The organism is Dechloromonas aromatica RCB (assembly GCF_000012425.1).
The window spans coordinates 601,322-627,152 of sequence record NC_007298.1; the positions used below are offsets into that span (position 1 = coordinate 601,322).

General features: G+C 61.2%; 20 protein-coding genes. 10 read left to right on the top strand and 10 right to left on the bottom strand.

The features are described from left to right. Positions 1-3 precede the first annotated feature (3 nt). Positions 4-2,616 carry a leucine--tRNA ligase gene (gene leuS / locus DARO_RS02825; RefSeq protein WP_041224677.1) on the bottom strand — a complete coding sequence of 871 codons (2,613 nt, stop codon included), beginning with the start codon at positions 2,614-2,616 and terminating at the stop codon, positions 4-6. 254 nt (positions 2,617-2,870) lie between these two features. Further along, entirely contained in the window at positions 2,871-3,221 is a 351-nt protein-coding gene (locus tag DARO_RS02830; protein WP_011286311.1) for a hypothetical protein, read from the bottom strand. Positions 3,222-3,471: 250 nt separating this feature from the next. On the opposite strand from DARO_RS02830, the gene uvrD reads away from it, so the two are divergent. The 5 genes from uvrD (at position 3,472) to DARO_RS02855 (ending at position 9,428) form a co-directional block, all read left to right on the top strand. Then, positions 3,472-5,613 (top strand): DNA helicase II, encoded by a 2,142-nt coding sequence (gene uvrD / locus DARO_RS02835; protein WP_011286312.1) that lies wholly within the window; start codon positions 3,472-3,474, stop codon positions 5,611-5,613. Between the two features lie 80 nt (positions 5,614-5,693). Then, complete coding sequence (locus DARO_RS02840) at positions 5,694-6,452, top strand: YdcF family protein (RefSeq protein ID WP_011286313.1); 759 nt, start codon at positions 5,694-5,696, stop codon at positions 6,450-6,452. Between the two features lie 56 nt (positions 6,453-6,508). Further along, a complete protein-coding gene (locus tag DARO_RS02845; RefSeq protein ID WP_011286314.1) occupies positions 6,509-7,483 on the top strand; it encodes a quinone oxidoreductase family protein in 975 nt (324 codons plus the stop codon). Next, on the top strand, positions 7,480-8,805 hold the full coding sequence (locus tag DARO_RS02850; protein WP_011286315.1) for a TAXI family TRAP transporter solute-binding subunit: 1,326 nt from the start codon (positions 7,480-7,482) through the stop codon (positions 8,803-8,805). Before DARO_RS02845 ends, DARO_RS02850 begins: the two co-directional genes overlap by 4 nt. Beyond that, on the top strand, positions 8,802-9,428 hold the full coding sequence (locus tag DARO_RS02855; protein ID WP_011286316.1) for a ParA family protein: 627 nt from the start codon (positions 8,802-8,804) through the stop codon (positions 9,426-9,428). Before DARO_RS02850 ends, DARO_RS02855 begins: the two co-directional genes overlap by 4 nt. Before the next feature lie 21 nt (positions 9,429-9,449). On the opposite strand, the gene DARO_RS02860 is transcribed toward DARO_RS02855, so the two are convergent. Both DARO_RS02860 and DARO_RS02865 read right to left on the bottom strand, forming a co-directional pair. Beyond that, positions 9,450-12,530, bottom strand: coding sequence for a CHASE domain-containing protein (locus DARO_RS02860; protein ID WP_011286317.1), 3,081 nt, complete (start codon positions 12,528-12,530; stop codon positions 9,450-9,452). Between the two features lie 88 nt (positions 12,531-12,618). Further along, positions 12,619-13,530, bottom strand: coding sequence for a LysR family transcriptional regulator (locus DARO_RS02865; protein WP_011286318.1), 912 nt, complete (start codon positions 13,528-13,530; stop codon positions 12,619-12,621). A gap of 105 nt (positions 13,531-13,635) precedes the next feature. Between DARO_RS02865 and DARO_RS02870 the strand changes: the two genes are divergently transcribed. The 3 genes from DARO_RS02870 to DARO_RS02880 all read left to right on the top strand — a co-directional run bounded on the left by DARO_RS02870 (position 13,636) and on the right by DARO_RS02880 (position 15,810). Next, complete coding sequence (locus tag DARO_RS02870; protein ID WP_011286319.1) at positions 13,636-14,343, top strand: pirin family protein; 708 nt, start codon at positions 13,636-13,638, stop codon at positions 14,341-14,343. 34 nt (positions 14,344-14,377) lie between these two features. Beyond that, complete coding sequence (locus tag DARO_RS02875; protein WP_011286320.1) at positions 14,378-14,932, top strand: flavodoxin family protein; 555 nt, start codon at positions 14,378-14,380, stop codon at positions 14,930-14,932. Positions 14,933-15,009: 77 nt separating this feature from the next. After that, positions 15,010-15,810: a response regulator gene (locus DARO_RS02880; protein WP_011286321.1), complete on the top strand. Its 801-nt coding sequence runs from the start codon at positions 15,010-15,012 to the stop codon at positions 15,808-15,810. Here DARO_RS02880 and DARO_RS21505 read toward each other — a convergent pair. From DARO_RS21505 to DARO_RS02895, 3 genes are all read right to left on the bottom strand, one after another. Then, positions 15,788-16,336 (bottom strand): hypothetical protein, encoded by a 549-nt coding sequence (locus DARO_RS21505; RefSeq protein ID WP_011286322.1) that lies wholly within the window; start codon positions 16,334-16,336, stop codon positions 15,788-15,790. The genes DARO_RS02880 and DARO_RS21505 overlap by 23 nt on opposite strands. Further along, the gene (locus DARO_RS02890; protein WP_157037126.1) at positions 16,333-17,481 is read right to left on the bottom strand and encodes an exo-alpha-sialidase; all 1,149 of its coding nucleotides are present in this window, start codon (positions 17,479-17,481) and stop codon (positions 16,333-16,335) included. The genes DARO_RS21505 and DARO_RS02890 overlap by 4 nt, the downstream gene beginning before the upstream one ends. 167 nt (positions 17,482-17,648) lie before the next feature. Next, the gene (locus DARO_RS02895; RefSeq protein WP_011286324.1) at positions 17,649-18,437 is read right to left on the bottom strand and encodes an enoyl-CoA hydratase; all 789 of its coding nucleotides are present in this window, start codon (positions 18,435-18,437) and stop codon (positions 17,649-17,651) included. 99 nt (positions 18,438-18,536) lie between these two features. Here DARO_RS02895 and dnaE point away from each other — a divergent pair, with 99 nt between their 5' ends. Both dnaE and DARO_RS02905 read left to right on the top strand, forming a co-directional pair. Next, positions 18,537-22,007, top strand: a complete 3,471-nt coding sequence (gene dnaE / locus DARO_RS02900) for a DNA polymerase III subunit alpha (RefSeq protein ID WP_011286325.1) — start codon at positions 18,537-18,539, stop codon at positions 22,005-22,007. Next, the gene (locus tag DARO_RS02905) at positions 22,004-22,483 is read left to right on the top strand and encodes a WbuC family cupin fold metalloprotein (protein WP_011286326.1); all 480 of its coding nucleotides are present in this window, start codon (positions 22,004-22,006) and stop codon (positions 22,481-22,483) included. Before dnaE ends, DARO_RS02905 begins: the two co-directional genes overlap by 4 nt. 84 nt (positions 22,484-22,567) lie before the next feature. Here DARO_RS02905 and DARO_RS02910 read toward each other — a convergent pair whose 3' ends face one another. From DARO_RS02910 to DARO_RS02920, 3 genes are all read right to left on the bottom strand, one after another. Continuing rightward, complete coding sequence (locus DARO_RS02910) at positions 22,568-24,085, bottom strand: methyl-accepting chemotaxis protein (protein ID WP_011286327.1); 1,518 nt, start codon at positions 24,083-24,085, stop codon at positions 22,568-22,570. Positions 24,086-24,472: 387 nt separating this feature from the next. Next, positions 24,473-25,060 (bottom strand): response regulator, encoded by a 588-nt coding sequence (locus DARO_RS02915; RefSeq protein ID WP_011286328.1) that lies wholly within the window; start codon positions 25,058-25,060, stop codon positions 24,473-24,475. Positions 25,061-25,204: 144 nt separating this feature from the next. Next, positions 25,205-25,804: a peroxiredoxin gene (locus DARO_RS02920; protein ID WP_041224177.1), complete on the bottom strand. Its 600-nt coding sequence runs from the start codon at positions 25,802-25,804 to the stop codon at positions 25,205-25,207. Positions 25,805-25,831 lie beyond the last annotated feature (27 nt).

The window sequence follows — 25,831 nt, forward strand, 5'->3', positions numbered from 1 at the left end:
TCCTTAAGCGACGATGTTGACCAGGCGGCCCGGTACGACGATGACCTTCTTGGCCGGCTTGCCTTCCATGAACTTGATGGCATCTTCGTTGGCCAGCGCAGTCGCTTCGATCGTCGCCTTGTCGGCTTCGGCGGAGACGCGGATGGCGCCGCGCAGCTTGCCGTTGACCTGCACCATCAGCTCGATCTCGTCCTGCTTCAGCGCGGCCGGGTCGGCCTTCGGGAAGGCCGCGTTGCCAGCATCGGCGCCCGGCCTCAGCTGGGCATAGAGCGCCTGGCCGATGTGCGGGACGATGGGGAAGAGCAGCAGGGCGATGCTTTCCAGGCTTTCCTGGGCCAGGGCGCGGCCGGCGGCATCCTTGAGGTCGCACTTGTCGTAGGCGTTCAACAGTTCCATCACGGCGGCAATGGCGGTGTTGAACTGCTTGCGGCGGCCGTAGTCGTCGGCGACCTTGCCCATGGTCTGGTGCAGCTTGCGGCGCAGATCGGCCTGGGCACTGCTCAGGCCATCGTTGCTTGTGCTGGCGGCAACCAGACCGGCCTGGAGGTGGTCGTAAGTGGTTTTCCACAGGCGACGCAGGAAGCGGTAAGCGCCTTCGACGCCGGCATCCGACCATTCCAGCGACTGATCGGGCGGCGAGGCGAACATGATGAACAGGCGGGCCGTGTCGGCGCCATACTGGTCGATCAGGGCCTGTGGGTCTACGCCGTTGTTCTTTGACTTTGACATCTTTTCGGTGCCGCCGATGACTACCGGCAAGCCGTCAGTCTTCAGCGTGGCGCCAGTTGGGCGGCCGCGCTCATCGGTGACGACATCGACGTCGGCCGGGTTGATCCACTGCTTCTTGCCGCCGTCGAGTTCGCGGTAGAAGGTCGGGGCGACGACCATGCCCTGGGTCAGCAGGTTGGCGAAGGGCTCGCCGAGGTCGCCGATCAGCCCGACATCGCGCATCAGCTTGGTGAAGAAGCGCGAGTATAGAAGGTGCAGGATGGCGTGCTCGATGCCGCCGATATACTGGTCGATGCCGCCCTTGCACCAGTAGGCGACGCGCTCGTCGACCATGGCCGTGGTGTTGTCCGGGCAGGCGTAGCGCAGGAAGTACCAGGACGACTCGAAGAAAGTGTCCATGGTGTCGGTTTCGCGCCGGGCGTCGCCACCGCACTTCGGGCACTGGCACTCGTAGAACTCGGGCATCTTGGCCAGCGGCGAGCCGGCGCCGGTGATCTCGACGTTCTCGGGCAGCACGACGGGCAACTGGTCGTCGGGTACCGGCACGTCGCCGCAGGTCTTGCAGTGAATGATCGGGATCGGGCAGCCCCAGTAGCGCTGGCGGGAAATACCCCAGTCGCGCAGGCGGAACTGAACCTTCTTGTCGCCGAGGTTCTTGGCGGCGAGGTCGGCGGCGATGGCGTCGACTGCGGCTTCGTAGCCCAAGCCATCGTATTTGCCGGAATTGACCAGCTTGCCCTTGGCCTTGTCGGCGTACCACTCGGCCCAGGCTTCATGGCTGAACGCCGTTTCGCCATCAACGGCGACGACTTGCTTGATCGGCAGGTTGTATTTCAGCGCGAAGGCGAAGTCGCGCTCGTCGTGGGCCGGAACGGCCATCACGGCGCCGTCGCCGTAGCTCATCAGCACGTAGTTGCCGACCCAGACTTCGACCTGTTGGCCGGTCAGCGGGTGCGTCACGTAGATGCCGGTCGGCATGCCCTTCTTTTCCATCGTGGCGATGTCGGCTTCGGCGACGCCGCCCTTCTTGCATTCCTCGATGAAGGCGGCAAGTTCCGGATTGTTGGCAGCGGCTTTGGTGGCCAGCGGGTGTTCGGCGGCGACGGCGACGAAGGTGACGCCCATGATGGTGTCGGCGCGGGTGGTGAAGACCCAGAGCTTTTCGTCCGGATTGTCCGCCAACGGGAAGGCGAAGCGTACGCCGGTGCTCTTGCCGATCCAGTTCTTCTGCATCAGGCGGACCTGTTCCGGCCAGCCCGGCAGATTGTCCAGTTCAGACAGCAGTTCTTCGGCGTAGGCGGTGATCTTCATGTAGTACATGGGGATCTCGCGCTTCTCGATCAGCGCGCCGGAGCGCCAGCCGCGGCCGTCGATGACCTGCTCGTTGGCGAGCACGGTGTGATCGACCGGGTCCCAGTTCACGGTGCCGAGTTTCTTGTAGACCAGGCCCTTTTCATAAAGGCGGGTGAACAACCACTGTTCCCAGCGGTAATACTCGGGCGTACAGGTGGCGAATTCACGCTCCCAGTCGATGGCAAAGCCGAGCGACTTGAGCTGCTGGCGCATGTAGTCGATGTTGGAGTAGGTCCACCCGGCTGGCGGCACGTTGTTCTGCAGCGCGGCATTCTCGGCCGGCATGCCGAAAGCGTCCCAGCCCATCGGCTGCAGCACGTTGTAGCCCTGCATCTTGTGGAAACGCGACAGCACGTCGCCAATCGTGTAGTTGCGGACGTGGCCCATGTGCAGTTTCCCGGACGGATACGGGAACATCGACAGGCAGTAGTACTTGGGTTTCGTGGCGTCTTCGACGGCGCGGGCGGCGCCGGTCTTGTCCCAGTGTTGCTGGGCGGCGCGCTCAATGTCGGCCGGGGTGTATTTGTCCTGCATGGGCATGGCGGAATTCATTCGCTGAAAATCGGAGATTAACCGCGGATTATACCGGTTCAGCTCAGGCGATTAGCCGATGGCCGCAAATACGGTGCGTGGCCGATAGGTTTCGGCTGTTCTGGTGCGAGTTCGCCGTCGGCGACGGGCGAATGCGCGAAGCGCTGGGGGGATTGCGGGGTGTTGTGACCGGGAGGGGCGCGATTGCGGAGCCTGCACGCTCCGCAATCGCCGGGTATCACGCTAGCGGCGCCCGGTCACGCTGCTTTTTTTTGGCCGTACATGTCTCCGAATGTATTCTGCCAGCAGCGGTAAGCGTTCTTTGCCGCCATCAGCGAGAGCAGGGACATCCGGGTCTGGTGACGCCACATCCACGACATTTGCGGGGCCGGGCTCAGGCTGTAGGACGGCGTGTTGCCGACTTCGTCTTCGACGATGGACAGGAAACGCTCGACGGACAGGCCCCAGAACTCGGAACCTTCGGCCTTGCCGGTCAGGTACTCGGCTTCGCTGACGGCGCGACGCCAGAGCTTGAGGGCCAGTTCATCGCTGATTCCAGCCTTGCGGGCGATCCAGGGGAGGATCTTGGGTGCATTCATGCTGTTCATGCTGTTACTCCTTCTACTGGTAGCGGTAGCTACTTATGCATTACGACTGCCTTGTGGGCAAAAAGTTTTGTGCACTGCAATATATTTTTTGCCAAGTATACTTGTGCGCACTTTTGCAGTGTGTAAAAAAACTGTCGACTTGTATTTGTTGCGTTGCACAATAGCAACAAATTGGTCCGACCAATTTCCCGCGCTGCTTTTTTTGGCGTTCATTCTACGCCTTTAGTAATAACTTTATGTGAAGTAATTCATGTCCGATCTGCTCGCCAATCTGAATTCCCCCCAGTTGCAGGCGGTTACCCTGCCGCCCGTCCATGCATTGATTCTCGCGGGGGCAGGGAGCGGCAAGACTCGTGTGCTGACGACGCGCATTGCGTGGCTGATTTCGACCGGACAGGTCGGCCCGCATGGGGTTCTGGCGGTGACCTTCACCAACAAGGCGGCCAAGGAAATGACGGCGCGCCTGTCTTCGCTGGTGCCGATCAATGTGCGCGGCATGTGGATCGGTACCTTCCACGGCCTGTGTAATCGCTTGCTGCGGGCGCATTTTCGCGAGGCCGGATTGCCCCAGACCTTCCAGATTCTCGATTCGGCTGACCAATTGGCCATGGTCAAGCGCTTGCTGAAGAACCTGAATATTGATGACGAAAAATATCCGCCGCGCGAGTTGTGCCATTTCATCAACGCCCATAAGGAACAGGGTGTGCGTGCCGCACAGGCCGAGGCTTACGACAACTACACGCAAAAGCGCGTCGAGATCTATGCCGAGTACGAGAATCAGTGCAATCGCGAGGGGGTGTGTGACTTTGCCGAACTGCTGCTGCGCTGCTACGAATTGCTGCAGCGCAACGAACCTTTGCGGGCGCATTATCAGCAGCGTTTCCGGCAGATTCTGGTCGATGAATTCCAGGATACGAACGTGTTGCAGTACGCCTGGCTGAAATTGCTCGCTGGCGGTGGGGCGCATATCTTTGCGGTGGGCGACGACGACCAGTCGATTTACCGTTTCCGGGGCGCCGAGGTGGGCAACATGCGCGAGTTCGAGCGTGACTACGCCGGTGCCAACGTGATTCGCCTGGAGCAGAACTACCGCTCGCACGGCAACATCCTGGCTGCCGCCAACGCCATCATCAAGAACAACCGCGAGCGTCTGGGCAAGAATCTGTGGACCGATGCCGGTGACGGTGAGCCGATCCGCGCGTTCGAGGCGTATTCGGATCTCGACGAAGCGCGTTTCATTGTCGAGGAAATTCGCGAATTGGTCCGCGATGGCAATTCGCCGACGCAAATTGCCATTCTTTACCGTTCGAATGCCCAGTCGCGGGTGCTGGAGCACGAACTGTTTACCAAGGGTGTGCCGTACAAGGTCTATGGCGGCCTGCGCTTCTTCGAGCGCCAGGAAATCAAGCATGCATTGGCCTATCTCCGCCTGTTGGGCAATCAGGACGACGACACGGCCTTCCTGCGCGTCGTCAATTTCCCGACGCGTGGCATCGGCGCCCGTTCGCTGGAAAACCTGCAGGCCACGGCGCACCAGATCAATTCCAGCCTCTATAACGCTGCGGCATCCCTGACCGGCAAGGCAGGGCAGACCGTGGGCGCGTTTGTCCGCCTGATCGAGACCTTGCGTCAGGAAACGGCCAATCTGCCCTTGCCCGAGATCATCGAACATGTCGTCGAAAAGTCCGGACTGGCCCAGCATTACCGGGTCGAGAAGGAAGGGCAGGAGCGCCTGGAAAACCTTGATGAACTGATCAATGCCGCCGCCACCTTCGTTGACGACGAAGGCGCTATTGGCGAAGGCGGGGCGCTGGCTTCCTTCCTGGCGCATGCCTCGCTGGAAGCGGGCGAGCACCAGGCCGGCGAAGGGCAGGAGGCGGTGCAGCTGATGTCGGTGCATGCCGCCAAGGGCCTGGAGTTCGACGTGGTGTTCATCAGCGGCCTCGAACAGGGCTTGTTCCCGCACGAGAACTCGGTCAATGAGGGCAAGGATGGGCTGGAGGAAGAGCGCCGGCTGATGTACGTCGCCGTGACGCGGGCCCGTCAGCGGCTTTATGTGTCTTGTGCGCAGACCCGCATGCTGCATGGCCAGACGCGCTACTGCGTGCCGTCGAGCTTCCTTGACGAAATCCCGGAAGGCCTGATGCGCAAGCTGAACAAGAAGGCAGAGTCGGCCACGGCCGTGCCGGCCTTTGGCTCGTTCGGAGGCGGTTACGCCGAGCCTGCCGCCGGTGGTTTGCGGGTCGGGCAGACGGTCGAGCATGCCAAATTCGGTGTCGGTGTGATCGTGTCTACCGAGGGGCGTGGGAGCGATGCGCGGGTTCAGGTCAATTTCGGTGGTGCCGGCATGAAATGGCTGGCGCTGGAGTACGCGAAACTGACCCCGGTGTGATTCGTTCGGCTGCCCTGTCTTGACGTGCGCAGTGCGCATGGCCAGACTGCTTCGGAATTGATTGTCATTTGGCTGGCCCGATGTCCATTGCCTTGTTTTTGAAGAGCCTGTTGTCCTCTTTGCTGCTTCCGCCCGGAAATGGCTTGTTGCTGATGGCCATTGCCGGTCTCGGCCGGCGCCGGCGCTGGGCTTTTTCGCTGGCTTTCCTTGGTGCCTTGTTGCTTCTGCTGCAATCCTTGCCGCTGGTCGGCGCGGGCTTGATGGGAACGCTGGAGCGGCGAGCCGGGCCGGTCTTGCAGGATGCGGCGGGGGGGCAGGTCATCGTCGTGCTGGGTAGCGGGCTGGAGTTGAATGCCGAGGAATATGGCGGTGATACCGCGACGGACCGGACCTTGCTCAGAACCCGCTACGGTGCCACGCTGGCCCGCCGCTTTGATCTGCCGGTGCTGGTTTCCGGCGGGCGGCCGGTCAATGCGACGCGCTCCGAAGCCGAGGTGATGGCCGATATCCTGGAAAATGAATTCAAGGTGCCGGTGCGCTGGCGCGAAATGCAGTCGATGGACACGATCCAGAACGCAGCGCTGTCGGCGGCGATTCTCAAGAAATCCGGCGTCCGGCGCATCGTGCTGGTCACCCAGGCGTTCCACATGCCGAGGGCAGTTCGCCTGTTCCGGGCTGCCGGGCTGGAGGTCATTCCGGCGCCAACGCACTTCAAGACGGGCGGCGTTGGGACAATCGGTGTGGCCGATATTCTACCCAGCGCCTCGGCGCTGCATAACTCCTTCTACGCCCTGCATGAGTGGCTGGGGATCGTCTGGCTGGCCCTCACGGTGGAATGAAGTCCGGCAGGGTGATAACCTCGCGCTGTTCCGATAACGACAACGAGGAGATGACCATGCCCCACGCTATTCGCTTTCACCAGACCGGCGGACCGGAAGTGCTGAGCTGGGAGGATGTCGATCTTCCCGCGCCGGCACCCGGCGAGGCAACGGTTCGTCACCATGCGGTCGGACTCAATTACATCGATACCTATCATCGGACCGGTTTGTACCCCTTGACCCTGCCGTCGGGCATCGGCATGGAAGGGGCTGGCGTGGTCGAAGCGGTCGGCGAAGGCGTCGGGGAGGTCAAGGTTGGTGACCGTGTCGCTTATGCCGGTGGCCCGCTCGGCGCCTATGCTGAAGTGCGCAATATTCCGGCGCATCGCCTGCTCAAATTGCCCGATTCGATCAGTTTCGCGACCGGGGCGGCCATGATGCTGCAGGGGCTGACCGCGGCTTATCTGCTGCGCAAGACCTATCGGGTGCAGCCGGGCGATGCTGTCCTGATCCATGCGGCTGCTGGCGGTGTCGGGTTGATCGCCTGTCAGTGGGCAAAAGCGCTGGGGGCGACGGTGATCGGTACGGTCGGCTCGTCAGCCAAGGCGGAACTCGCCAAGGCGCATGGGTGCGACCATGTGATCAACTACAGCAGCGAAAACTTCACGCAGCGGGTGCGCGAGATCACCGCGGGCGAAGGGGTGGCCGTCGTTTATGACGGCGTCGGCAAGGATACTTTCATCGGTTCGCTCGACAGCCTGCGGCCGCTCGGCATGATGGTGAGCTACGGCAATGCCTCCGGACCAGTGCCGCCACTCGATCTGCTGCTCCTCTCCCAGAAGGGCTCGCTGTTCATTACCCGGCCCACCATTGCCACCTATACGGCCAAGCGGGCCGACCTGGAGGCGCTCGGGGCGGAACTGTTCGATGCCGTTGTCTCCGGCAAGGTCCGTATCGAGGTCAACCAGACTTACGCGCTGAAGGATGCCGCTCAGGCACACCGTGATCTTGAAGCGCGCAAGACGACGGGTTCCACCATCCTGCTGCCATGATGGCCAAGATCAAGGCGGGGCTACTCTCGCTTCGGGATTTGTTCGCCACGGCGTGGTGGATCATCCTTCTGGCGGCCATCGGTTTTGCGATCGCCTACCAGTTTGTCGAGCCGGCGCCGCCGAAAAAAATCGTCATCACGACCGGCGGCGAGAGCGGTGCTTATTACCAGTTTGCCCAGCGTTACGCGACGATTCTGGCCAAGGATGGCGTCACGCTTGAGGTCAAGGCTTCGGCCGGTTCGCTGGAGAACATCGAGCGACTGAAGAACGGCGAGGCGCAGATTGCTTTTGTCCAGGGGGGCGTCGTGCCGCCCAAGGAAGACCCGGATGCCGAGGACGATTCCGGCTTGCTGTCGCTGGGCAGCCTGTTTTATGAGCCGGTCTGGGTGTTCTATCGCAGTGACAAGGAACTGACGCGGCTGACCGAGTTGCGCGGCAAACGGATTGCCATTGGCCAGGAAGGTTCCGGGGTGCGCCAGCTGGCGCAGCAACTGTTGAAGGCCAACGACATACCGGCCGGCGATCATCTGGTGCCACTGTCCGGCCTGAACGCGGCCGAAGAGTTGCAGCAGGGACGGATCGACGCGGCTTTCATCATCGCTGCCGAGAATGCCCCGGTGGTTCAGGTCTTGTTACGCTCGCCGGGGATCAAGCTGATGAGCTTTTCCCAGGCCGGGGCCTATCAGCGCCGTTTCCCCTTCCTGACCAAACTGACTTTTCCGCACGGCGTAGCCGATCTGGTGCGCGATTTCCCGCCGGATGACATCAAGGTGCTGGCCCCGACGGCCAACCTGATCATCCGCGATGACCTGCATCCGGCTTTGCAGACCTTGTTGCTGCATGCCGCCAGCGATGTGCATGGCAAGTCCGGCTTCTTCCAGGATGCCGGCGAGTTTCCGTCCTACAAGGACCAGATGCTGCCGCTGTCGCCTGATGCGGCGCGCTATTTCAAGTCCGGACCGCCCTTCTTGCAACGTTACCTGCCGTTCTGGCTGGCCGTGCTGGTCGACCGGCTGATCGTCATGCTGGTGCCGATTTTTGCGTTGTTGATACCGCTGCTCAAGGTGGCGCCGGCCATCTACACCTGGCGGATTCGGCGCAAGGTCTTCCTCTGCTACGGCGAGTTGAAGTTCCTGGAGGAGGATTTGACGCATCATTTCGACCCGGCGAAACTGACACACTACCGCGATCGGCTGGATGCGCTCGATATCGAGGCCAGTCAGCTGCATGTGCCGCTCGGCTTCACCGATCTGGTCTATACCCTGCGCGAACACGTCAATCTGGTGCGCAGCATCCTCGATAAACGGGAAAAACAAGCATGAAGGCTTTTCTTGTCGCCAATCCCAAAGGCGGCTCCGGTAAAAGTACGCTAGCGACCAATCTGGCCGGCTATTTTGCCAACAAGGGCGAGGACGTCATGCTCGGCGACATTGACCGCCAGCAATCGTCGCGCGAATGGTTGGCCATTCGCCCGTTCGCTCTGCCGACCATCGATACCTGGGAAGTCGGCGACGACAAGATTTCCCGGCCGCCCAAGGGGACTTCGCACGTCGTGCTCGATACCCCGGCCGGTCTGCACGGCAAGATGCTGGAGCGTGTGCTCAAGTTGTCGACACGGGTCATCGTGCCGGTGCAGCCGTCGATGTTCGACATGCTGGCGACGCGTCATTTCCTGACCGAACTGCTTTCCGAAAAGGCGGTGCGCAAGGGCAAGGCCGATGTGGCGGTGATCGGCATGCGGGTCGATGCCCGGACCCGGGCTGCTGGTGAGCTTGAGCGGTTTTTCTCGACTTTCGATTTGCCGGTACTGGCCTATCTGCGCGATACGCAGGTCTATGTGCAGGCCACCGCGGCCGGAATGACCATTTTTGACCTGCCGCCGTCACGGGCCGAGCGGGACATCGAGCAATGGCAGGCCATTGTCGATTGGGTCGAGGCCGACTGATAGGCTGCTCGAAACGTCGGTTCAGTCAGCTCCGCTGTTGGCGGCAAGCCAGGATGAAAGCTTGGTGTACAGCAGCCCAGGTTCAACGGGTTTGGTGATGAAGTCAGACATCCCCGATTCGATGCAGCGCTCCCGGTCTTCGTTGAATACATTGGCGGTCGTGGCCAATATGGGGGTTTCGGCATAGCCGGATAGCTGGCGGATCGCCCGTGTGGCCTCCAGACCATCCATCTTCGGCATTTGCATGTCCATCAGGATCAGGTCGTAGTGCCGGGTGCTGGCCAGTTCAAAGGCGCGCTCGCCGTTCTCGGCAATGTCGACACGCAGGCCAGGGATGTCCGAGAGCAGGTCGAGCATGACTTCGCGGTTGACCGGTTCATCTTCCGCCAGCAGCAATTGTTTGTTCCCGAGGGTGAGGGGTTGCGGGGCGCGAACGGGTCTTTCTGGCGTGGCTTGATGCCGTGGCTTGGACGGGGCTTTGTCGAGCCGTGCGGTCAGCGTGAAGCAGCTGCCAATGCCTGGCGTGCTGCTGACTTCGATCTTGCCGTGCATCAGGTGAATCAGTTGCTTGACGATGCTCAAGCCGAGTCCGGTGCCGCCGTGTTGGCGCGTGGTTGAACCATCCACCTGCTCGAACGGGGCAAATATTCGATCCTTTGCCTCGTCGGGAATGCCGGTTCCGGTATCTTCGATCGAGATACGGATAGTCAGGTTTTCTGATGTTTCATCGGTAACGCTTGCGCTGAGCGAAATGCTGCCCTGGGCAGTGAATTTCAGGGCGTTGTCGAGCAGGTTGAGCAGGATCTGGCGCAGGCGAAGCGGATCGCCGATGAGTTCGGTCGTGACCAGTTGCGGGCTGATTTGTTGATTGAACTGCAAGCCCTTGGCTGCGATCTTTTCACCAGCCATGCTGATCGCATTGGCGACGATATCGCTGATGCGCAGCGGAATTTTTTCCAGCGTCAGGCGCTCGGCCTCGATCTTAGACAGATCGAGGATATCGTTGAGGAGATGCAGCAGATGATCGGCCGCATTGCTGACCTTGGCCAGTTTTTCGCGTTGACTGGCGTTTTCATTGCCGCGGATCAGCAGGTGCGTCATGCCGATGATTGCATTCATTGGCGTACGCAGTTCATGGCTCATGTTGGCCAGGAAGGTGCTTTTTGCGCGGTTGGCCGCCTCTGCGGCTTCCTTGGCGAGGAGCAGGTCGGCGGTGCGGGCGTTAACCTGTTCCTCAAGGTTTTCGCGATGGCGTTTGAGTTCGGCTTCGGCCTGCTTGCGCTCGGTAATGTCGATGACGACCCCGATCAGTGCCGGTTGGTCCTCGTAGTCGACCTTCGTGCCGAAGACTTCAACGTCGACCGGAGAACCGTCCTTGCGCTGGCCGACGAAGCTGTAATGCAAGGTTTCCATCTCCCCGTTAAGGCGTCGCCGGACATTGTTGGCCACCATTTGTCGGTCTTGTGGCGAGACGAGCTCCTCGAACAGCGGCTGGTCGATGATTTCATCCGGCGAGTCGTAGCCGAAAATCCGGGCAAAGTACGGGTTGACGTAGCGGAAACATCTGCCCTGAATGATGTAGACCCCGGCCAGCGATTGCTCGATCAGTCCCCGGAACTTGCGTTCGGCTGAGCGCAAAGCCTTTTCCGTTTCAACGCGTTCGGTAATGTCGCGCCCGACGGTGAGCAGCGCGTGTCGGGAACCATCCGCGGCGAACAGGGGAACCTTGGCAATGTCGAAGATACGGTCGTGCTGACCCTCGACCGGGATGGTCAATTCGTCGTGCAGTCGTTCTCCGTTCAGCCAGACTTGTTCATCCGACGCTTCCAGCGCGGCCAGCCTGGCGTAGTCGAAGTGGCCTGCAGCCGCCAGCTCGCCGCCGGTCATTCCCTGATAGCCGACGCTTTCCAACGCAAACAGGCGAAGCAGCAAGGTGTTGGCTTCTGTCCACCGGCCGGCGCCATCCTTCAGGCAGACGATGTCGGGCATCGTGTTGATCAGGGTGCGCAGACGTGTTTCGTTTTCTTCGAGTCGGTCGGCGTAGGCGGTGATGCTTTGCTGAAAGCGGTTTTTCCGGAGCAGCCAGAAAAAGCTCATCAAGCCGATCAGTGTGCCGATCAGGGCAATGCTGATCGGCAGTTGCGAGGCAGTGATGCTGTCGAATTCAGGCCGGCTGCGGAAGAGGGCGATCCATTGATGGCCGCCGAATTCGATGGGGAGTTCTACTTGCTGCCGACCTTGCGACGCACTGCTCTGATCAATATGGGAGTCGAAGAGAAGGCGTTCCGGCCTGATCTCGCCGTCGTACAGCTCGATCTCGACGTCCTTGTTGTCGCGGCTGACCGCGCTGCGCATCAGATCCTCGGCGCGGAATGGGCTGAAGGTGAAGCCAAGGAGCGCTGTACGGCGCTCCTTGATCGTTTCGTGCGGCATCGATGGGCGATACACGGGAACGTAAATGAGAAAGCCTGGCTGAACGTCTTGCTGGTTTTCCTGAACCAGGGTGACCTTGCCGGAGAGGGCGGGTTCGCCATAATCCCTGGCATATTCCATGGCGTCCCGGCGAACCGGTTCGGCAAACATGTCATAGCCGAATGCTTTCAGGTTGCGACCGGCGAATGGCTCCAGATAGATGATGCTGCTGTAGCGCTCCCGCGTACCGGCCGGCGTGATGGCGTAATCCGGAAAGCCTTCGGCACGCATGGCGCGTTCATGAGCAGCCTTGTCACGCTGGGAGACCATCAGCGAAAAACCGATCCCCTGAATGCCGGGAAGAGTTTTCGCGAGATGAAGGTGGGCAATGTAATCCCGCCATTCGCGGCGGTCTACTGTCTCGCTGGCATCGAACAGCGCAGCTGCGCCGCGCAGAACCTGGGCGTGTGCCTCCAGCCGGAAAAGGATGTTGCTCCGCTGCTGCTCGGCACGGTAAAGGAAGCGCTGGTAAATCTGTTCTTCGGTGGTTTCGCGGACCAGCGCGCAAATTGCGGCGGTGACAGCCAGGATCAGCCCAAGTGCCAGCCACGCGGCGCCTTCGCTAAATACGGAGCGCGCCGGGGAGGGGCGTTTTTCGCAGATCGGAGCGTGGGTTGGCGAAATTTTCACTATTACCCAATTTGGTGTTTACGGAATCACCATAACACTTTATTGCTGCGGCGTGGATAGCAGGAAAGTCCAGATTTATCGCCCGTGTTTATAGCCCCTGGGTCAGCCGGTCGATATTTGCTTTTTCCGCCAGGCTATCGAGAAACCAGTTCAGCGCCTTGCCGCTTTGCCGAGTGCGCCAGGCCAGGTGCAGCGGCATCGGATGGCGTGGGTCGGCCAGCGCTTTCTCGACCAGGCGTCCGGCCGCGATTTCCGGATCGGCCAGCCAGCGCGGCAGGTGACCAATACCGAGGCCGGCCACCTGGGCGGCTGCCTTGGCACGGATGTCGGGAACGCGCAGGATGTCCTGGCCTTCGATCAGGCCGATCGTGCGTGCGGCCAGTTCCTGCGAGGTGTCGGCGATGGCGATGGTGCGATGGCGCAGCAGTTCGCTGTTGGGAATCGGCTCCGTCCAGGCGGCCAGCGGATGGCTTGGCGCAATCGCGAAGACGAACTGGCTGTGCCGGCACAGCAGGCGGGTGGCGATGCCGCTGCGGGCCGGCATGTCGCCGCTGGCGCCGATCACCAGGTCGGCCCGGTCGGTGGCCAGGGCATCCCAGGTGCCGCCCAGCACTTCGTAGCTGAGGCGAAGCTGGGTGCTGTGACCGGCGGCATAAAAGCGCTCCAGCATGGGGTAGATGCGCTCGACCGGAATGATGGTGTCGATGGCAATGCGCAATTCGGCCTCCCAGCCCTGGGCGATGCGCTGGACGCGGCGCTCCAGCTCGCTGGCGCTGCGCAGCAGGTGGCGGCCATCTTCGAGTAGCGTATGTCCGGCCTCGTTCAGCGTGGCACGCCGCCCTTCGCGGTGAAACAGCGTGGCGCCAAGCTCGCCTTCCAGTTTGGCGATGGCGTGCGATAGCGCCGACGGGACGCGATGCAGCGCCGTGGCGGCGGCGGTGAAACTACCGTGACGGTCGATGGCGTCGAGGATGAGTAACAAGTCGAATGAAATCTTCATGTGAAAATAATTGAACGATAGCCTCGCAATAATTCGCTATTAACGCCTGAACTCTAGGCCTAATATCGAAACTAATCCATACAATCAATTCACAAAGGATTATCAATGATCCAAGTCCGCCCTTCTGCCGAGCGAGGTTATGCCGATCATGGCTGGCTGCGTGCCAGGCACAGTTTCTCGTTTGCCGATTATTACGATCCGGCCGAAATGGGCTGGGGCGTGCTGCGCGTCATCAACGAAGACCGTGTGGCGCCCGGCAAGGGTTTCGGCACGCATGGCCACCGCGACATGGAAATTGTCACCTACATCCTGTCCGGGGCACTGGAGCACAAGGACAGTCTTGGCCACGGCGGCGTCATTCGGCGTGGCGAGGTGCAGCGCATGAGTGCCGGTACGGGCATCCGGCACAGCGAGTTCAACCCGCTGCCGGATCAGGAAACCCATTTGCTGCAAATCTGGATCGAGCCGTCGCAACATGGCACACCGGCCAGTTACGAGCAGCAGGCGCTGCCAATTGAGGAATTGCGCGGTCGCTGGCGGCTGGTGGCCTCGCCTGACGGGGCGGAGGGGAGCACGACGATCGGTCAGGACGCCCGCTTGTGGGCGAGCGTTCTGGTTCCCGGCGAAGCGGCCGAGTACCGCTTGGCGGCCGGTCGGCTGGCCTATGTGCAGGTGGTCAGTGGCCAATTGTCGGTCAACGGGCAACGCCTCGTCGCTGGTGACGGCGCCAAGATTGCCGATGAAACCCAACTTGAATTTCTGGCCGGCGAAGAAGCGGAAATCCTGCTTTTCGACCTGCCGCCTGTTGCATAAACCAACCCCAACAAACTTTTAAAGGAAAACAGCCATGAGCAAGACGATCGTCGTTTATCACTCCGGTTACGGTCACACCAAGCGCGTTGCCGAAGTCGTCGCCGAAGGTGCTGCGGCCGAACTGCTGGCCATCGATTCCGAAGGCAACCTGCCCGAAGGCGGCTGGGACAAGCTGGCCGCCGCCGATGCCATCATTTTCGGCACGCCAACCTACATGGGTGGCCCGAGCTGGCAGTTCAAGAAATTCGCCGATGCATCGTCCAAGCCCTGGTATGCCCGCGCCTGGCAGGACAAGGTGTTCGGCGGCTTCACCAACAGCGCCAGCCCGGTCGGCGACAAGGGCGCGACGGTGATCCAGTTGCAGACGCTGGCTTCGCAGCATGGCGGCATCTGGGTCAGCCTCGGTCTCCTGCCGTCCAACACCAAGGCTGCCACGCATGCCGACGTGAACCATCTGGGTGGTTCGGTCGGCCTGCTTGTCCGTTCGCCGTCCGATGCCAGCGTCGATGAAATCCCGCAGGGCGATCTCGATACGGCTCGTCAGTACGGCCAGCGCATTACTGCGGTGGCTGCCCGCCTGCGCGGCTAAACCCGCTTTGCCTTGGGGGTGAGCGCCTCCCAAGGCAGTGCTATAGTGATCTATTACCTTCGTTTCGGAGTGATCGCATGGCACTGACTACCTCACTGGCCGATTTGTCTGTCCTGCTGGTTGAGCCTTCATCCATGCAGGCTCATCTGGTCAAGCGCATGCTGGAACATCAGGGCGTCAAGAAGGTGACCGTTGTTGAAACGGCCAGTGCTGCCCTGGCTTCGCTCAAGCAGGAACACAAATATGTGATCGTGATCAGCAGCCTCTATCTGCCCGATCTGGCTGGCACCGAGCTGGTGACGGCGATGCGTGCCAACGCCGACATGGAAACCATTCCCTTCATTCTCGTTTCCAGTGAAACGCGGCCACAGGTGCTGGAGCCGGTGCGTCAATCGGGGGCGTGCAGTATCGTCAGCAAGCCGTTTACCGAGCAGCAGTTGTCGCGGGCGCTCTTTGCTGCGGCGGATTACCTGAATCCGCCGGAAGACATCGATGTGACCGAAATCGAGAATTTGCGCGTCCTGCTGGTCGACGACAGTCTGGCGTCCCGGCGTCATCTGCGCCGTCTGCTCGAAGAACTGGGCATCGAGCGCATCACCGAGGCGGTCAATGGCAAGGAGGCAGTCTCCCTGCTTGAGCAAAGTATGGTCGATCTGGTGATTACCGACTACAACATGCCGGAAATGGATGGTCGCGAACTGACCGAATACATCCGTACGCAAAGCTGGCAGGCCGAGGTGCCGGTACTGATGGTGACCAGCGAACAGAACATGGGCCGTCTGGCCGCCGTCGAGCGGGCCGGTGTTTCAGCCATCTGCGACAAGCCCTTCGAGGCCGGCAACATTCGCCGCCTGATCAGCGATTCCTTGACGCGATAAAACGGATCGCCCACTGGCGGACAACAATCGCCAGGGCGAGCAGCACCAGCAGCGGGTCGAACAGCGCATCCCACAAATTGACGAAAATGCCGCTGGCGTAGGCCAGCAGGTCAATGGCGAGTATTGTCAGCCAGCCGGGCTGGCGCCGCCACCATAGGGCGAGACCGAGTGCCAGCAGGGCGGCGAGCAGCGGTGCCGGCTGGTAGCCCAAGGCATAGGGGTCGAATGGCCCCCAGCCGAGTGCCAGCGGGTAGAAAAACAGGGCGAAGGTGAGCAGGCCAGCGGCGACCGGCTGTGTGAACGGCGACGGTGTACGCCTGGCAAGCTGAAGGATGGCGAGTTGCAGCAACGTCGCCGATGGCGTGCCGAACAGGCCATGCATCGCCGGGGCGATGCCGACGAGCAGCGCCGTGGCGGTCGCAGTCAGCACGACGCGCTGGTGCAGTGGGCCAAGCGGCAAAAGCGCAGCCATGGCGCCAAAAATCAGCCCGTGGGCAAGCAGGCCGTAGGCGGCGGTCAGGTTCATGGTGCGCCTCCCGCCAGCCATGCTTCGGTAAATGCGACATACCTGATCTGCTGCTGGCGCCAGGTGTAGGTCAGATGAATGCGGCCATCGCGCCCCTGCAGCAAGGCCGGATCAGCGAATTCGGCCCCGCCATCGCTGGCCGCTTCGACGATGCGTTTCATCGCCCAGGTTTGCCCATCGTCGGCCGAGAGCCACAGCTGCAGCGCTTCCTTGCCCTGTTGCGGGTTGCCGGCCAGCAGCAGGCGGCCGCTGGCCAGGCGGAGCAGCGCAACAGGTGCGTCCGGGGCGGGCAGGGCGAGTTCGCTGGCCGTTTCCCATGTCTGGCCGCCGTTGGTCGTGCTGAGCGTGGCTCGGCTGGTGCCGGCGCGGTTGTCGCGGAGCACCGCCAGCCCCCTGTGGTCGTCGAGGGCGACAACCGCCGGTTGCAGCGTTGGTGCCGCGTGGGCCAGCCGTCTCTTGTCCACTATCCGGCCGGTCGCCGACAGGCGCAGCCACTCGCTGCCTTGCTTCGGAAATCGCTGGTCGAGCGGCAGGCCAAGGCCGCCGTCAGCAAGCATCAGAGGCGGTCCGCCCAGTCCGTTGCCCAGTGTGCCGAGCGGCGAGGTTTGCAGTCGTTCCGCTTTGCTCCACGTCTTGCCGCCATCCGTGGAAAGGCTATGGACAATGGCCGCCCCTGCCCCGCTGCCGAGCGGCAGGCTTTCGTACCAGAGGTGTAGCCAGCTGCCTTCGGCCAGCAAAAGCGGGCGTCCCAGGCTGCTCATGTGGGCAAAAGTGCCGGCGGCCGTACTTTCGCGGGTGGCGGCTGGCAAGGGTTGGCTCCAGCCGCTGCGACCGAGGATCGACAACCAGATCGTCGCCGCCGAGTTATCGTTACCCGGTCCGGCCAGCCAGGCCGCGGCTACCTTGCCGTCGGCCAGCAGGGTCAGGCTTGCCGGTCCGGCCGTGGCACCGGCTGAAGGCAGGTTGCTTCGTGTCATGTCGGCCGGCAGCGGGCTGGCGACGACGGGGGGCGGCACAAAGGCCGGTGCTTCGGTGGCTGGCAGGCGCAGGAAGGCGGCTGCCAGTGCAGCAAGAAACAGCCCGGCGCTGCCATGGTGGATCACTGCTGGCGACAAGGGCTGCATGGTTTGGATGGCTACGATCAACAGGGGAAAATACGCAAAGTGAGATGTCCAGCCAGGGCTGGCGGCGTGCTGTGGCGTAGTCTATCAGCCGGCCGTGACGCCGGCTTTCAAGGTGGTATTGCGGCTAGCCGCGAATGTGAAGCCGGCCGAATGCTGATGACGCAACAGGCCGGGTTCAGCGAAGACGTCTAGCGCCCGGTATAAACCGGCTTGCGCTTCTGCATGAAGGCGTCGATGCCTTCGCCGGCGTCATCGCTCATCATGTTGCAGGCCATCACTTCGCTGGCGTACTCGTAGGCTTCGCTCAGGCCCATTTCCAGCTGCTGGTAGAACATGCCCTTGCCCATGCGCACGGCGACCGCGCTCTTGGCCAGGATGCTGCCAGCCAGACGTTCGATTTCTGCATCCAGTGCATCGGCCGGAACGACGCGATTGACCAGGCCCTTGGCCTTGGCTTCCATGGCGTCGATGAATTCGCCGGTAAGCAGCATCTCCAGCGCTGCCTTGCGGCCGAGGTTGCGGGCCAGGCCGACGGCCGGGGTCGAGCAGAAGAGACCGACATTGATGCCGGAAACGGCGAATTTCGACACATCAGCGGCTACCGCCAGATCGCACATCGAGACCAGCTGGCAGCCAGCCGCCGTGGCGATGCCGTGCACGCGGGCGATCACCGGCTGCGGCATTTGGGTGATCGTCAGCATCAGCTTGCCGCACTGTTTGAACAGCGCCTGCATGAAAGCCTTGCTGTGGTTGCCGCGCATTTCCTTGAGGTCATGCCCGGCGCAGAAGGCCTTGCCGGCACCGGCGATGACAACAACGCGCACGCTATCGGAGGCAGCGATGGCATCCAGTTCGGCCTGGATGGCGGTCAGCATGTCCTTGGACAGCGAATTGAACTGCCCCGGACGGTTCAGGGTCAGCGTGGTCAGGCCATCGGCCCGGTCCTGACGTAAAACGAGGGGTTCTTCCTGGGTCATGGCTTGTCTCCGGCTGTTTTATTTGAAACCGCTAATCTAGCCGATGCGTCGACGAAATGTAATCGGCTGCCCATATCCGGTCGCGGTAAAATCGCAAGGATGAATTCCCCGCGCTACGTTCACCTCCGTCTCCATTCCGAATATTCAGTCACCGACGGCATCGTCCGGGTTGGTGATGCCGTCAAGCGCGCCGCCGGCGATAGCATGCCGGCCATGGCGATGACCGACCTGGGCAATCTGTTCGGCTTGGTCAAGTTCTATACCGGGGCGCGGGGCAAGGGGGTCAAGCCGATTGCCGGGGCGGATGTCTGGATCACCAATCCGGATGCGCCGGAGGATGCCTATCGGCTGTTGCTGCTGGTACGTAACCGGGTCGGTTACCAGCAGTTGTGCGAACTGCTGACCAAGGCCTATCTGGTCGAAGGCCGACGTGACCGGGCCGAAATTCGTCGCGAGTGGTTTGCCGAGCTCGGCAGCGATGGCCTGATTGCCTTGTCTGGCGCGCATCTCGGCGATATCGGCGAGGCCCTGCTGAACGGTAATTTCGATCTGGCTGGCGAACGGGCCAAGGCCTGGGAGGCGATTTTCCCCGGCGCTTTCTACCTTGAAGTGCAGCGCTATGGCCAGCCGCAGCAGGAGGCCATCGTCCAGCAAACGGCTGATCTGGCCGGTGAGCTTGGCTTGCCGCTGGTCGCGACGCACCCGATCCAGTTCATGAATCGCGATGACTTCCGGGCGCACGAGGCGCGGGTCTGCATTGCCGAAGGTTATGTGCTGGGCGATACGCGCCGCCCGAAACTCTATACCGAGGAACAGTACTTCAAGACCCAGGCCGAGATGGTCGAGCTGTTTGCCGACCTGCCGGAAGCGCTGGAAAATACCCTCGAAATCGCCAAGCGCTGCAATCTGACGATGACCCTGGGCAAGAACTTCCTGCCCGATTTCCCGATTCCGCCGGGCATGACCGACGGCGAATATCTGGTCCAGGAGGCGAAGAAGGGGCTGGAAGTCCGCCTCGCCGAGCTGTATCCGGACCCGGAGGTGCGCCAGCAGCGCCGGCCGGAATACGACGAGCGCCTGGTTTTCGAGTGCAAGACAATTCTGCAGATGGGCTTCCCGGGTTACTTCCTGATCGTGGCCGACTTCATCAACTGGGGCAAGAAAAACGGCGTCCCGGTCGGGCCGGGCCGGGGTTCGGGTGCCGGTTCGCTGGTGGCCTACTCGCTGCGCATCACCGACATCGACCCGCTGGAGTACGCGCTGCTCTTCGAGCGTTTCCTGAATCCGGAACGGGTATCGATGCCCGACTTCGATATCGACTTCTGCCAGGACAACCGCTGGCGGGTGATCGAATACGTTCGCGAGCACTACGGTGCCGATGCGGTCAGCCAGATCGCCACCTTCGGCACGATGTCCTCGAAGGCGGTGATCCGCGACGTTGGCCGGGTGTTCGGCCTGCCCTACTCGATGTGCGATCGTATTTCCAAGCTGATCCCGATCGTCCAGAACAAGCCGGTGTCGCTGGCTGAGGCGCTGGAGCAGGAGCCGCAGCTCAAGCAGATGATGGAAGGCGACGGGGATGGCGAGACCATCCGCGAACTGTTCGACCTGGCCGGTCGCCTCGAAGACTTGACCCGCAACGTCGGCATGCACGCTGGCGGCGTGCTGATCGCGCCGGGCAAGATCACCGATTTCTGTCCGATCTACCAGGCGACTGGCGCCGATGCCTCGCCGGTCTCACAGTTCGACAAGGACGACGTCGAGAAGGCCGGTCTGGTCAAGTTCGACTTCCTTGGTCTGCGCAACTTGACGATTATCGAGCTGGCCGTCGAGTACATCCGCCGGATGACCGGCGAGAAGCTCGACCTGATGTCGCTTGGTTTCAAGGACCCCGCGGCCTACCAGATCCTGAAAGATGCCAACACGACGGCGATCTTCCAGGTTGAATCGGAGGGCATGAAGAAGCTGCTCAAGAAGCTGGCGCCCGACCGTTTCGAAGACATCATCGCTGTGCTCGCGCTCTATCGTCCCGGCCCGCTCGGTTCCGGGATGGTGGACGACTTCATCCTGCGCAAGAAGGGTCAGCAGAAGATCGACTATTTCCACCCCGACCTGACTGCCTGCCTGTCGCCGACCTACGGCGTCATCGTGTACCAGGAACAGGTGATGCAGATCTCGCAGATCATCGGCGGCTACACGCTGGGTGGCGCCGACATGCTGCGCCGGGCGATGGGCAAGAAAAAGCCCGAGGAAATGGCCAAGCACCGGGAGACCATCGCCCAGGGCGCCAAGGAAAAAGGCTACGACCCGGCGCTGGCCGAGCAGCTGTTCGACCTGATGACCAAGTTTGCGGAGTACGGCTTCAACAAGTCGCACACCGCCGCTTATGCAGTGGTCACCTATCACACTGCCTGGCTCAAGGCGCATCACTGCGCGGCCTTCATGGCGGCGACGATGTCGTCCGATCTCGACAACACCGATTCGGTGAAGATCTTTTACGAAGACACCATCGCCAACAAGATCAAGGTGCTCGGGCCGGACGTCAATGTCTCGAATTACCGTTTCGAGCCGGTCGACCGCGGCACCATTCGCTATGGCCTGGGGGCGGTCAAGGGCACCGGCGAGCAGGCGGTCAATGTCATTCTCAAGGCACGGGCCGAGGGCGGTCCCTTCAAGGACCTCTTCGACTTCTGCATGCGTTGCGACAAGCGCATGGTCAATCGCCGGACCACCGAGGCGCTGATCAAGGCCGGGGCTTTCGATACCATCGCACCTGAAATCGCGCCGGGGAAGGGGGCGGATCGCTGCAAGCTGCTGGCCACCGTCGGCGTGGCCATGGATTTCGCCGAGCAGGCCGAGCGCAATGCGATGCAGACCAGCCTGTTCGATATGGCTGACGTGGCCGATGAGCATGCGCCGGAATACGTCAACGTCCGGCCATGGGACGAAAAGACCAAGCTGATGGAAGAGAAGACGGCACTCGGTTTCTTCTTCTCCGGGCATCCCTACAACACTTGCAAGAAAGAGCTGTCGCGTTTCATTCGCCGGCCACTCAACCGTCTCGAACCGGCCAAGGAAATGACGACCATTGCCGGTCTGGTCGTCGGCGTCCGCACCCAGATGACCCGGCGCGGCAAGATGCTGTTCGTGCAGCTGGACGACGGGACCGGGATGGTCGAGGTCTCGGTCTTCAATGAACTGTTCGAGGCCGAACGCGCCAAGATCGTCACCGATGAAGTGCTGGTGATCGAAGGCAAGGTCAGTTACGACGACTTCTCCGGTGGCAACCGCGTCGTCGCCGACAAGCTGATGACGCTGGGCGAGGCCAGGGCGCGTTTTGCCCGGCATCTGCTGCTCAAGATGAACGGCAACGCTGATGCCCAACGGCTGAAGTCGTTGCTGACGCCTTTCGCGCCAGGCTCGGCGCCAGTGCGTATCCGTTATCGCAACGAGCTTGCCGAATGCGAACTGGTGCTCGGCGCGGCCTCGCGCGTCCGGCTCGACGATGCCTTGCTCGAGGCGCTGAACGGCTGGCTGCAGCCGGAAAACGTCGAGATCGTATACCAATGATCAGGTGGCTCGACCAATCGATGATGGTGGCGCTAGTCGACTCGGCCCGGCAAGCGCCACGCCGCCGCGTGCACCGCAATTTCCATCCCGACGACGTCTATCCGGCGCATCGCCTGATGATTGCCATCGAGCCGGATTCCTATGTGCCGCCACACCGGCATCTCAGTCCGACCAAGGACGAAACGCTACTGGTCCTGCGCGGCAGCCTGGGAGTTGTGTTTTTCGATGCGGATGGGGTGGCGGAAGAGCAGGTGGCGCTGCGTGCCGGCGGTGAGGTGCTGGGCGTCGATATTCCGCATGGGGTTTTCCACACCGTATTCGCGCTTGAGCCGGGAACTGTCATCTTCGAAGCCAAGGCGGGTCCCTATGTGCCAATCGCGCCCGATGAACGGGCTGCCTGGGCGCCGGTCGAGGGCTCGGCCGAGGCGCCTGCTTATCTGGCCGGTTTGCGCCAGATGTTCGGTGGATCAGTGTGACCTGGGCGGGAATGGATCTCCGGGCAATAAAAAGGCGCCTTGCGGCGCCTTTTTATTGCCCGGCAGCTGGCTGCCGGACTCGGATTACTTGACCAGATCGGTTTTGAAGCCGATCCGCACCCCGCCCCAGTGGCGGCCGTTGACCATGACCGGCATCGTCAGGTCGGCGAGGATTTCCCCCGTGTCGCGAACATAGGTCTGGAACAGCGAAGGTTTCTGGTTCTTCGCACCTTTCATGCCGACAGGGTCATTGAAAATGCGCTTGTGCCGGCATTTCACCAGGTCGATGGCCGGATCGCCACTCGGCGGGTTGGAAAACACTGCGTTATGGGCCGGGGCATAGCCGTTGGTATCCATGGAGAGCGAGTAGACCAGGCCAGGCACCTCGCGCAGCAGATTATCGTAAAGGCGGGTGAGTTCGCCGTCGCACTGGTTATCGTAGGCAGTGGTGTAGCGTTTCGGGTTCGAACCGGGGATTTCCTTGTAGGCCTGGTCGAAAATGTTCACGCCGCGGTCGGCCAGCTTTTGGAGGATTCCGGCGACGTCATCGCGGAATGCAGTGCACTTGTCGTGCAGGGTGTCGAACATGTTGTTGCCAGTGCGGAAATCGGCCAGCGTGCATTGCAGGTCTTCGGTCGATTCGCGCAAGGTCTTGGCCGAGTCGATGCACTGCCGCATGCGGCCGGAAATCTCGCGTGAGTGATCGCGAATTTCTTCGACTTCGCTATGGATGGCCTGGTTGCTTTCGCGCAGGTTGTAGATGGCACTGGAAATAGTGGCAAGCTGCTCGGTCGTCTGCTTGAAATCGCCGACCATGGTCGTCAGGTCGGCGGCCGAGGTTTCGATATAGCCGTTGGCCCTGGTCACCTCGCCGACAATGGTTTGCGTCTTGGCCGAGGTGTCGGAAACCAGATTGATCATCGACTGGGTGTTCTGGCCGATCACCTGGGTGGCGGTCTTGACCTTTTCGGCCAGCTTGCGCACTTCGTCGGCGACGACGGCGAAACCACGTCCGGCCTCACCAGCGCGAGCAGCTTCGATGGCGGCATTCAGTGCCAGCAGGTTGGTCTGATCGGAAATGTCGTTGATCAGCGAGACGATCTCGTTGATTTTCATCGAGCTGGTGTGCAGTTCGCTCACCGTCGACGAGAAATGTTCGATGTGGGCATTGGTCGAACGCATCGTCGAGGCGACGGTTTCCATCTGCTCAAGCGAACGTTGGGCGAGGTCGAGGTTGTTCTGGGTCGACGACTGGATGGCGTCGGAGTTCATGGCGACTTCACCAACCGCCTGATTGACGCGGTTGCTTGAGTCGAAAACCGTGGCGGCCAAGGCTTCCTGCCGGCGTACCGCATCGTCCGTCTGCTGGACCAGTTGGTTCATCCGGGCCGCATCGGCAGCGATGCTGACGCTTCGTTCGCGGGAATGCGAAATCAGGCTGCGAACACGCCCAAAGAAACGGTTGATATTTCCGGAAATCCTTCCCGCCGCATCATTTCCGGTTGTGCCGACCGAATGTGACAAATCTGCGGAACCCTCGGCGATTGCCGCAATATCGCGGTCAATTTTTTCGAGCGCTGCGTTGTTACCGAATAATCCCATGGATCGTCTCCTGATCTGTTTTTATGGCCTGCCGGGATAGGGCAAAAGGTGGCCAGATCATACGCCTGCGCTCAGATGCTTGTCACTAAGGACGAGGCTTGTCGGTACGTGGTTGCCGGCTTCTTGTCTCGTGGCGCATTACTGCCGCCGGACAGTCCGGCGAAGTTCCAAAAATAAAAAAGCAAATGTGTGGCGATTGGCCGTGCCTGATCGACAGGGGGCACCAGGGATTGCCTCTTTTGGCGAGTCAATCGGGCAAGTGTTGCCAAATAAGTTTTTCGTCAGTTAAGTGTGTGCGAAGGTGCTTGATGCACAGGCATGCGTTCAGAGCGCCTGCTTCCGGTAACTGCAGAAAATCAGGCTTCTGGAAACGCTTTTTTCAGACCGTCAGGAGGCGCGCTGGCGAGCCGCAATGCGACCGAGCAGGAAACCCTTGATTTCGTGGAAGGGGATCGGTTTGCCGAAGATCGTGATGTCGTTCGGCAGGCCACGCTTCTTGATCTCCTCGCTGTCGATGGCGCTGACCACAATGATGTCCATCCTCGCCAGATCGGCATTGGCACGCAGGCGACGGATCATTTCGAAACCATCCATGCCAGGCATCATCAGGTCGGCGATCAGAATGTCGGGAACGCGCTGGCCGACTTGCAGCAGGCCGTCGAAGCCGTTGGCAACGATGCGCAGCTTGATCGGCAACCCCCAGCTATCGAAGGTCATCTGGTAGAGCATTTGCAGCGTGTGGTCATCTTCGGCCACCAGAATGTCGAGCTGGCCACCACCTTCTTGCGCACTAGGCGTCAGGTTGCGCCGGCGGGCGAGCAGGGCATCGACCGAGGCGACCGGGATGCGGCGGTGACCGCCAGCAGTCTTCCAGGCCTCAAGGGCTCCGTTTTCCACCATGTTCTGTACAGTGCCGAGTGAAACGCCCAGACGCAGGGCGGCTTGCCGGGTGCTGAGATATTCTGGTTCTGCCATGATCGATTGTCTCTGATGAAATTACAAATTCTCTAAATTTTATCCTGTTATTCAGGAAAATAACAATGGAAAAAAACCCCGGCAGAAATGCGACCGGGGTTTTTCTTCTGGCCAGCCCACAGCGTGGGCTGGAAACGGCGAGTGTTACAGCTTCTTGGCGTTCTTGGCCAGGTAAGCAGCGACACCTTCCGTGGAGGCGACCATGCCCGGCTTGCCCTTGTTCCAGCCGGCCGGACAAACTTCGCCGTTTTCTTCGAAGAACTGCAGGGCATCGACCATGCGCAGCATTTCGTCGATGTTGCGGCCGAGCGGCAGCATGTTGACGACCTGGTGCATGACGGTGCCATTTTTATCAATCAGGAAGGAACCGCGCAGGGCGACACCGGCAGCTTCGAGTTCGACGTCGTAGGCGCGGCAGATTTCATGCTTGACGTCGGCAACCAGCGGATAGCCAACCGGGCCAATGCCGCCTTCCTTGACGGCGGTGTTCTTCCAGGCCAGATGGGTGAACTGGGAATCGATGGAGACGCCGATCACTTCAACGCCGCGCTGCTTGAATTCTTCCAGGCGGTGATCGAAAGCGATCAGTTCGGACGGGCAGACGAAGGTGAAATCGAGCGGGTAGAAAAAGAGAACGACAGGCTTGCCCTTGAAGGAGGACAGCTTCAGTTCCTTGATTTCGTTGTTGCCATAAACGGCGGTGGCGGTGAAATCCGGGGCTTGCTTGCCAACGAGAACGGCCATGGGGAACTCCTTATCGTGATCGGTTTT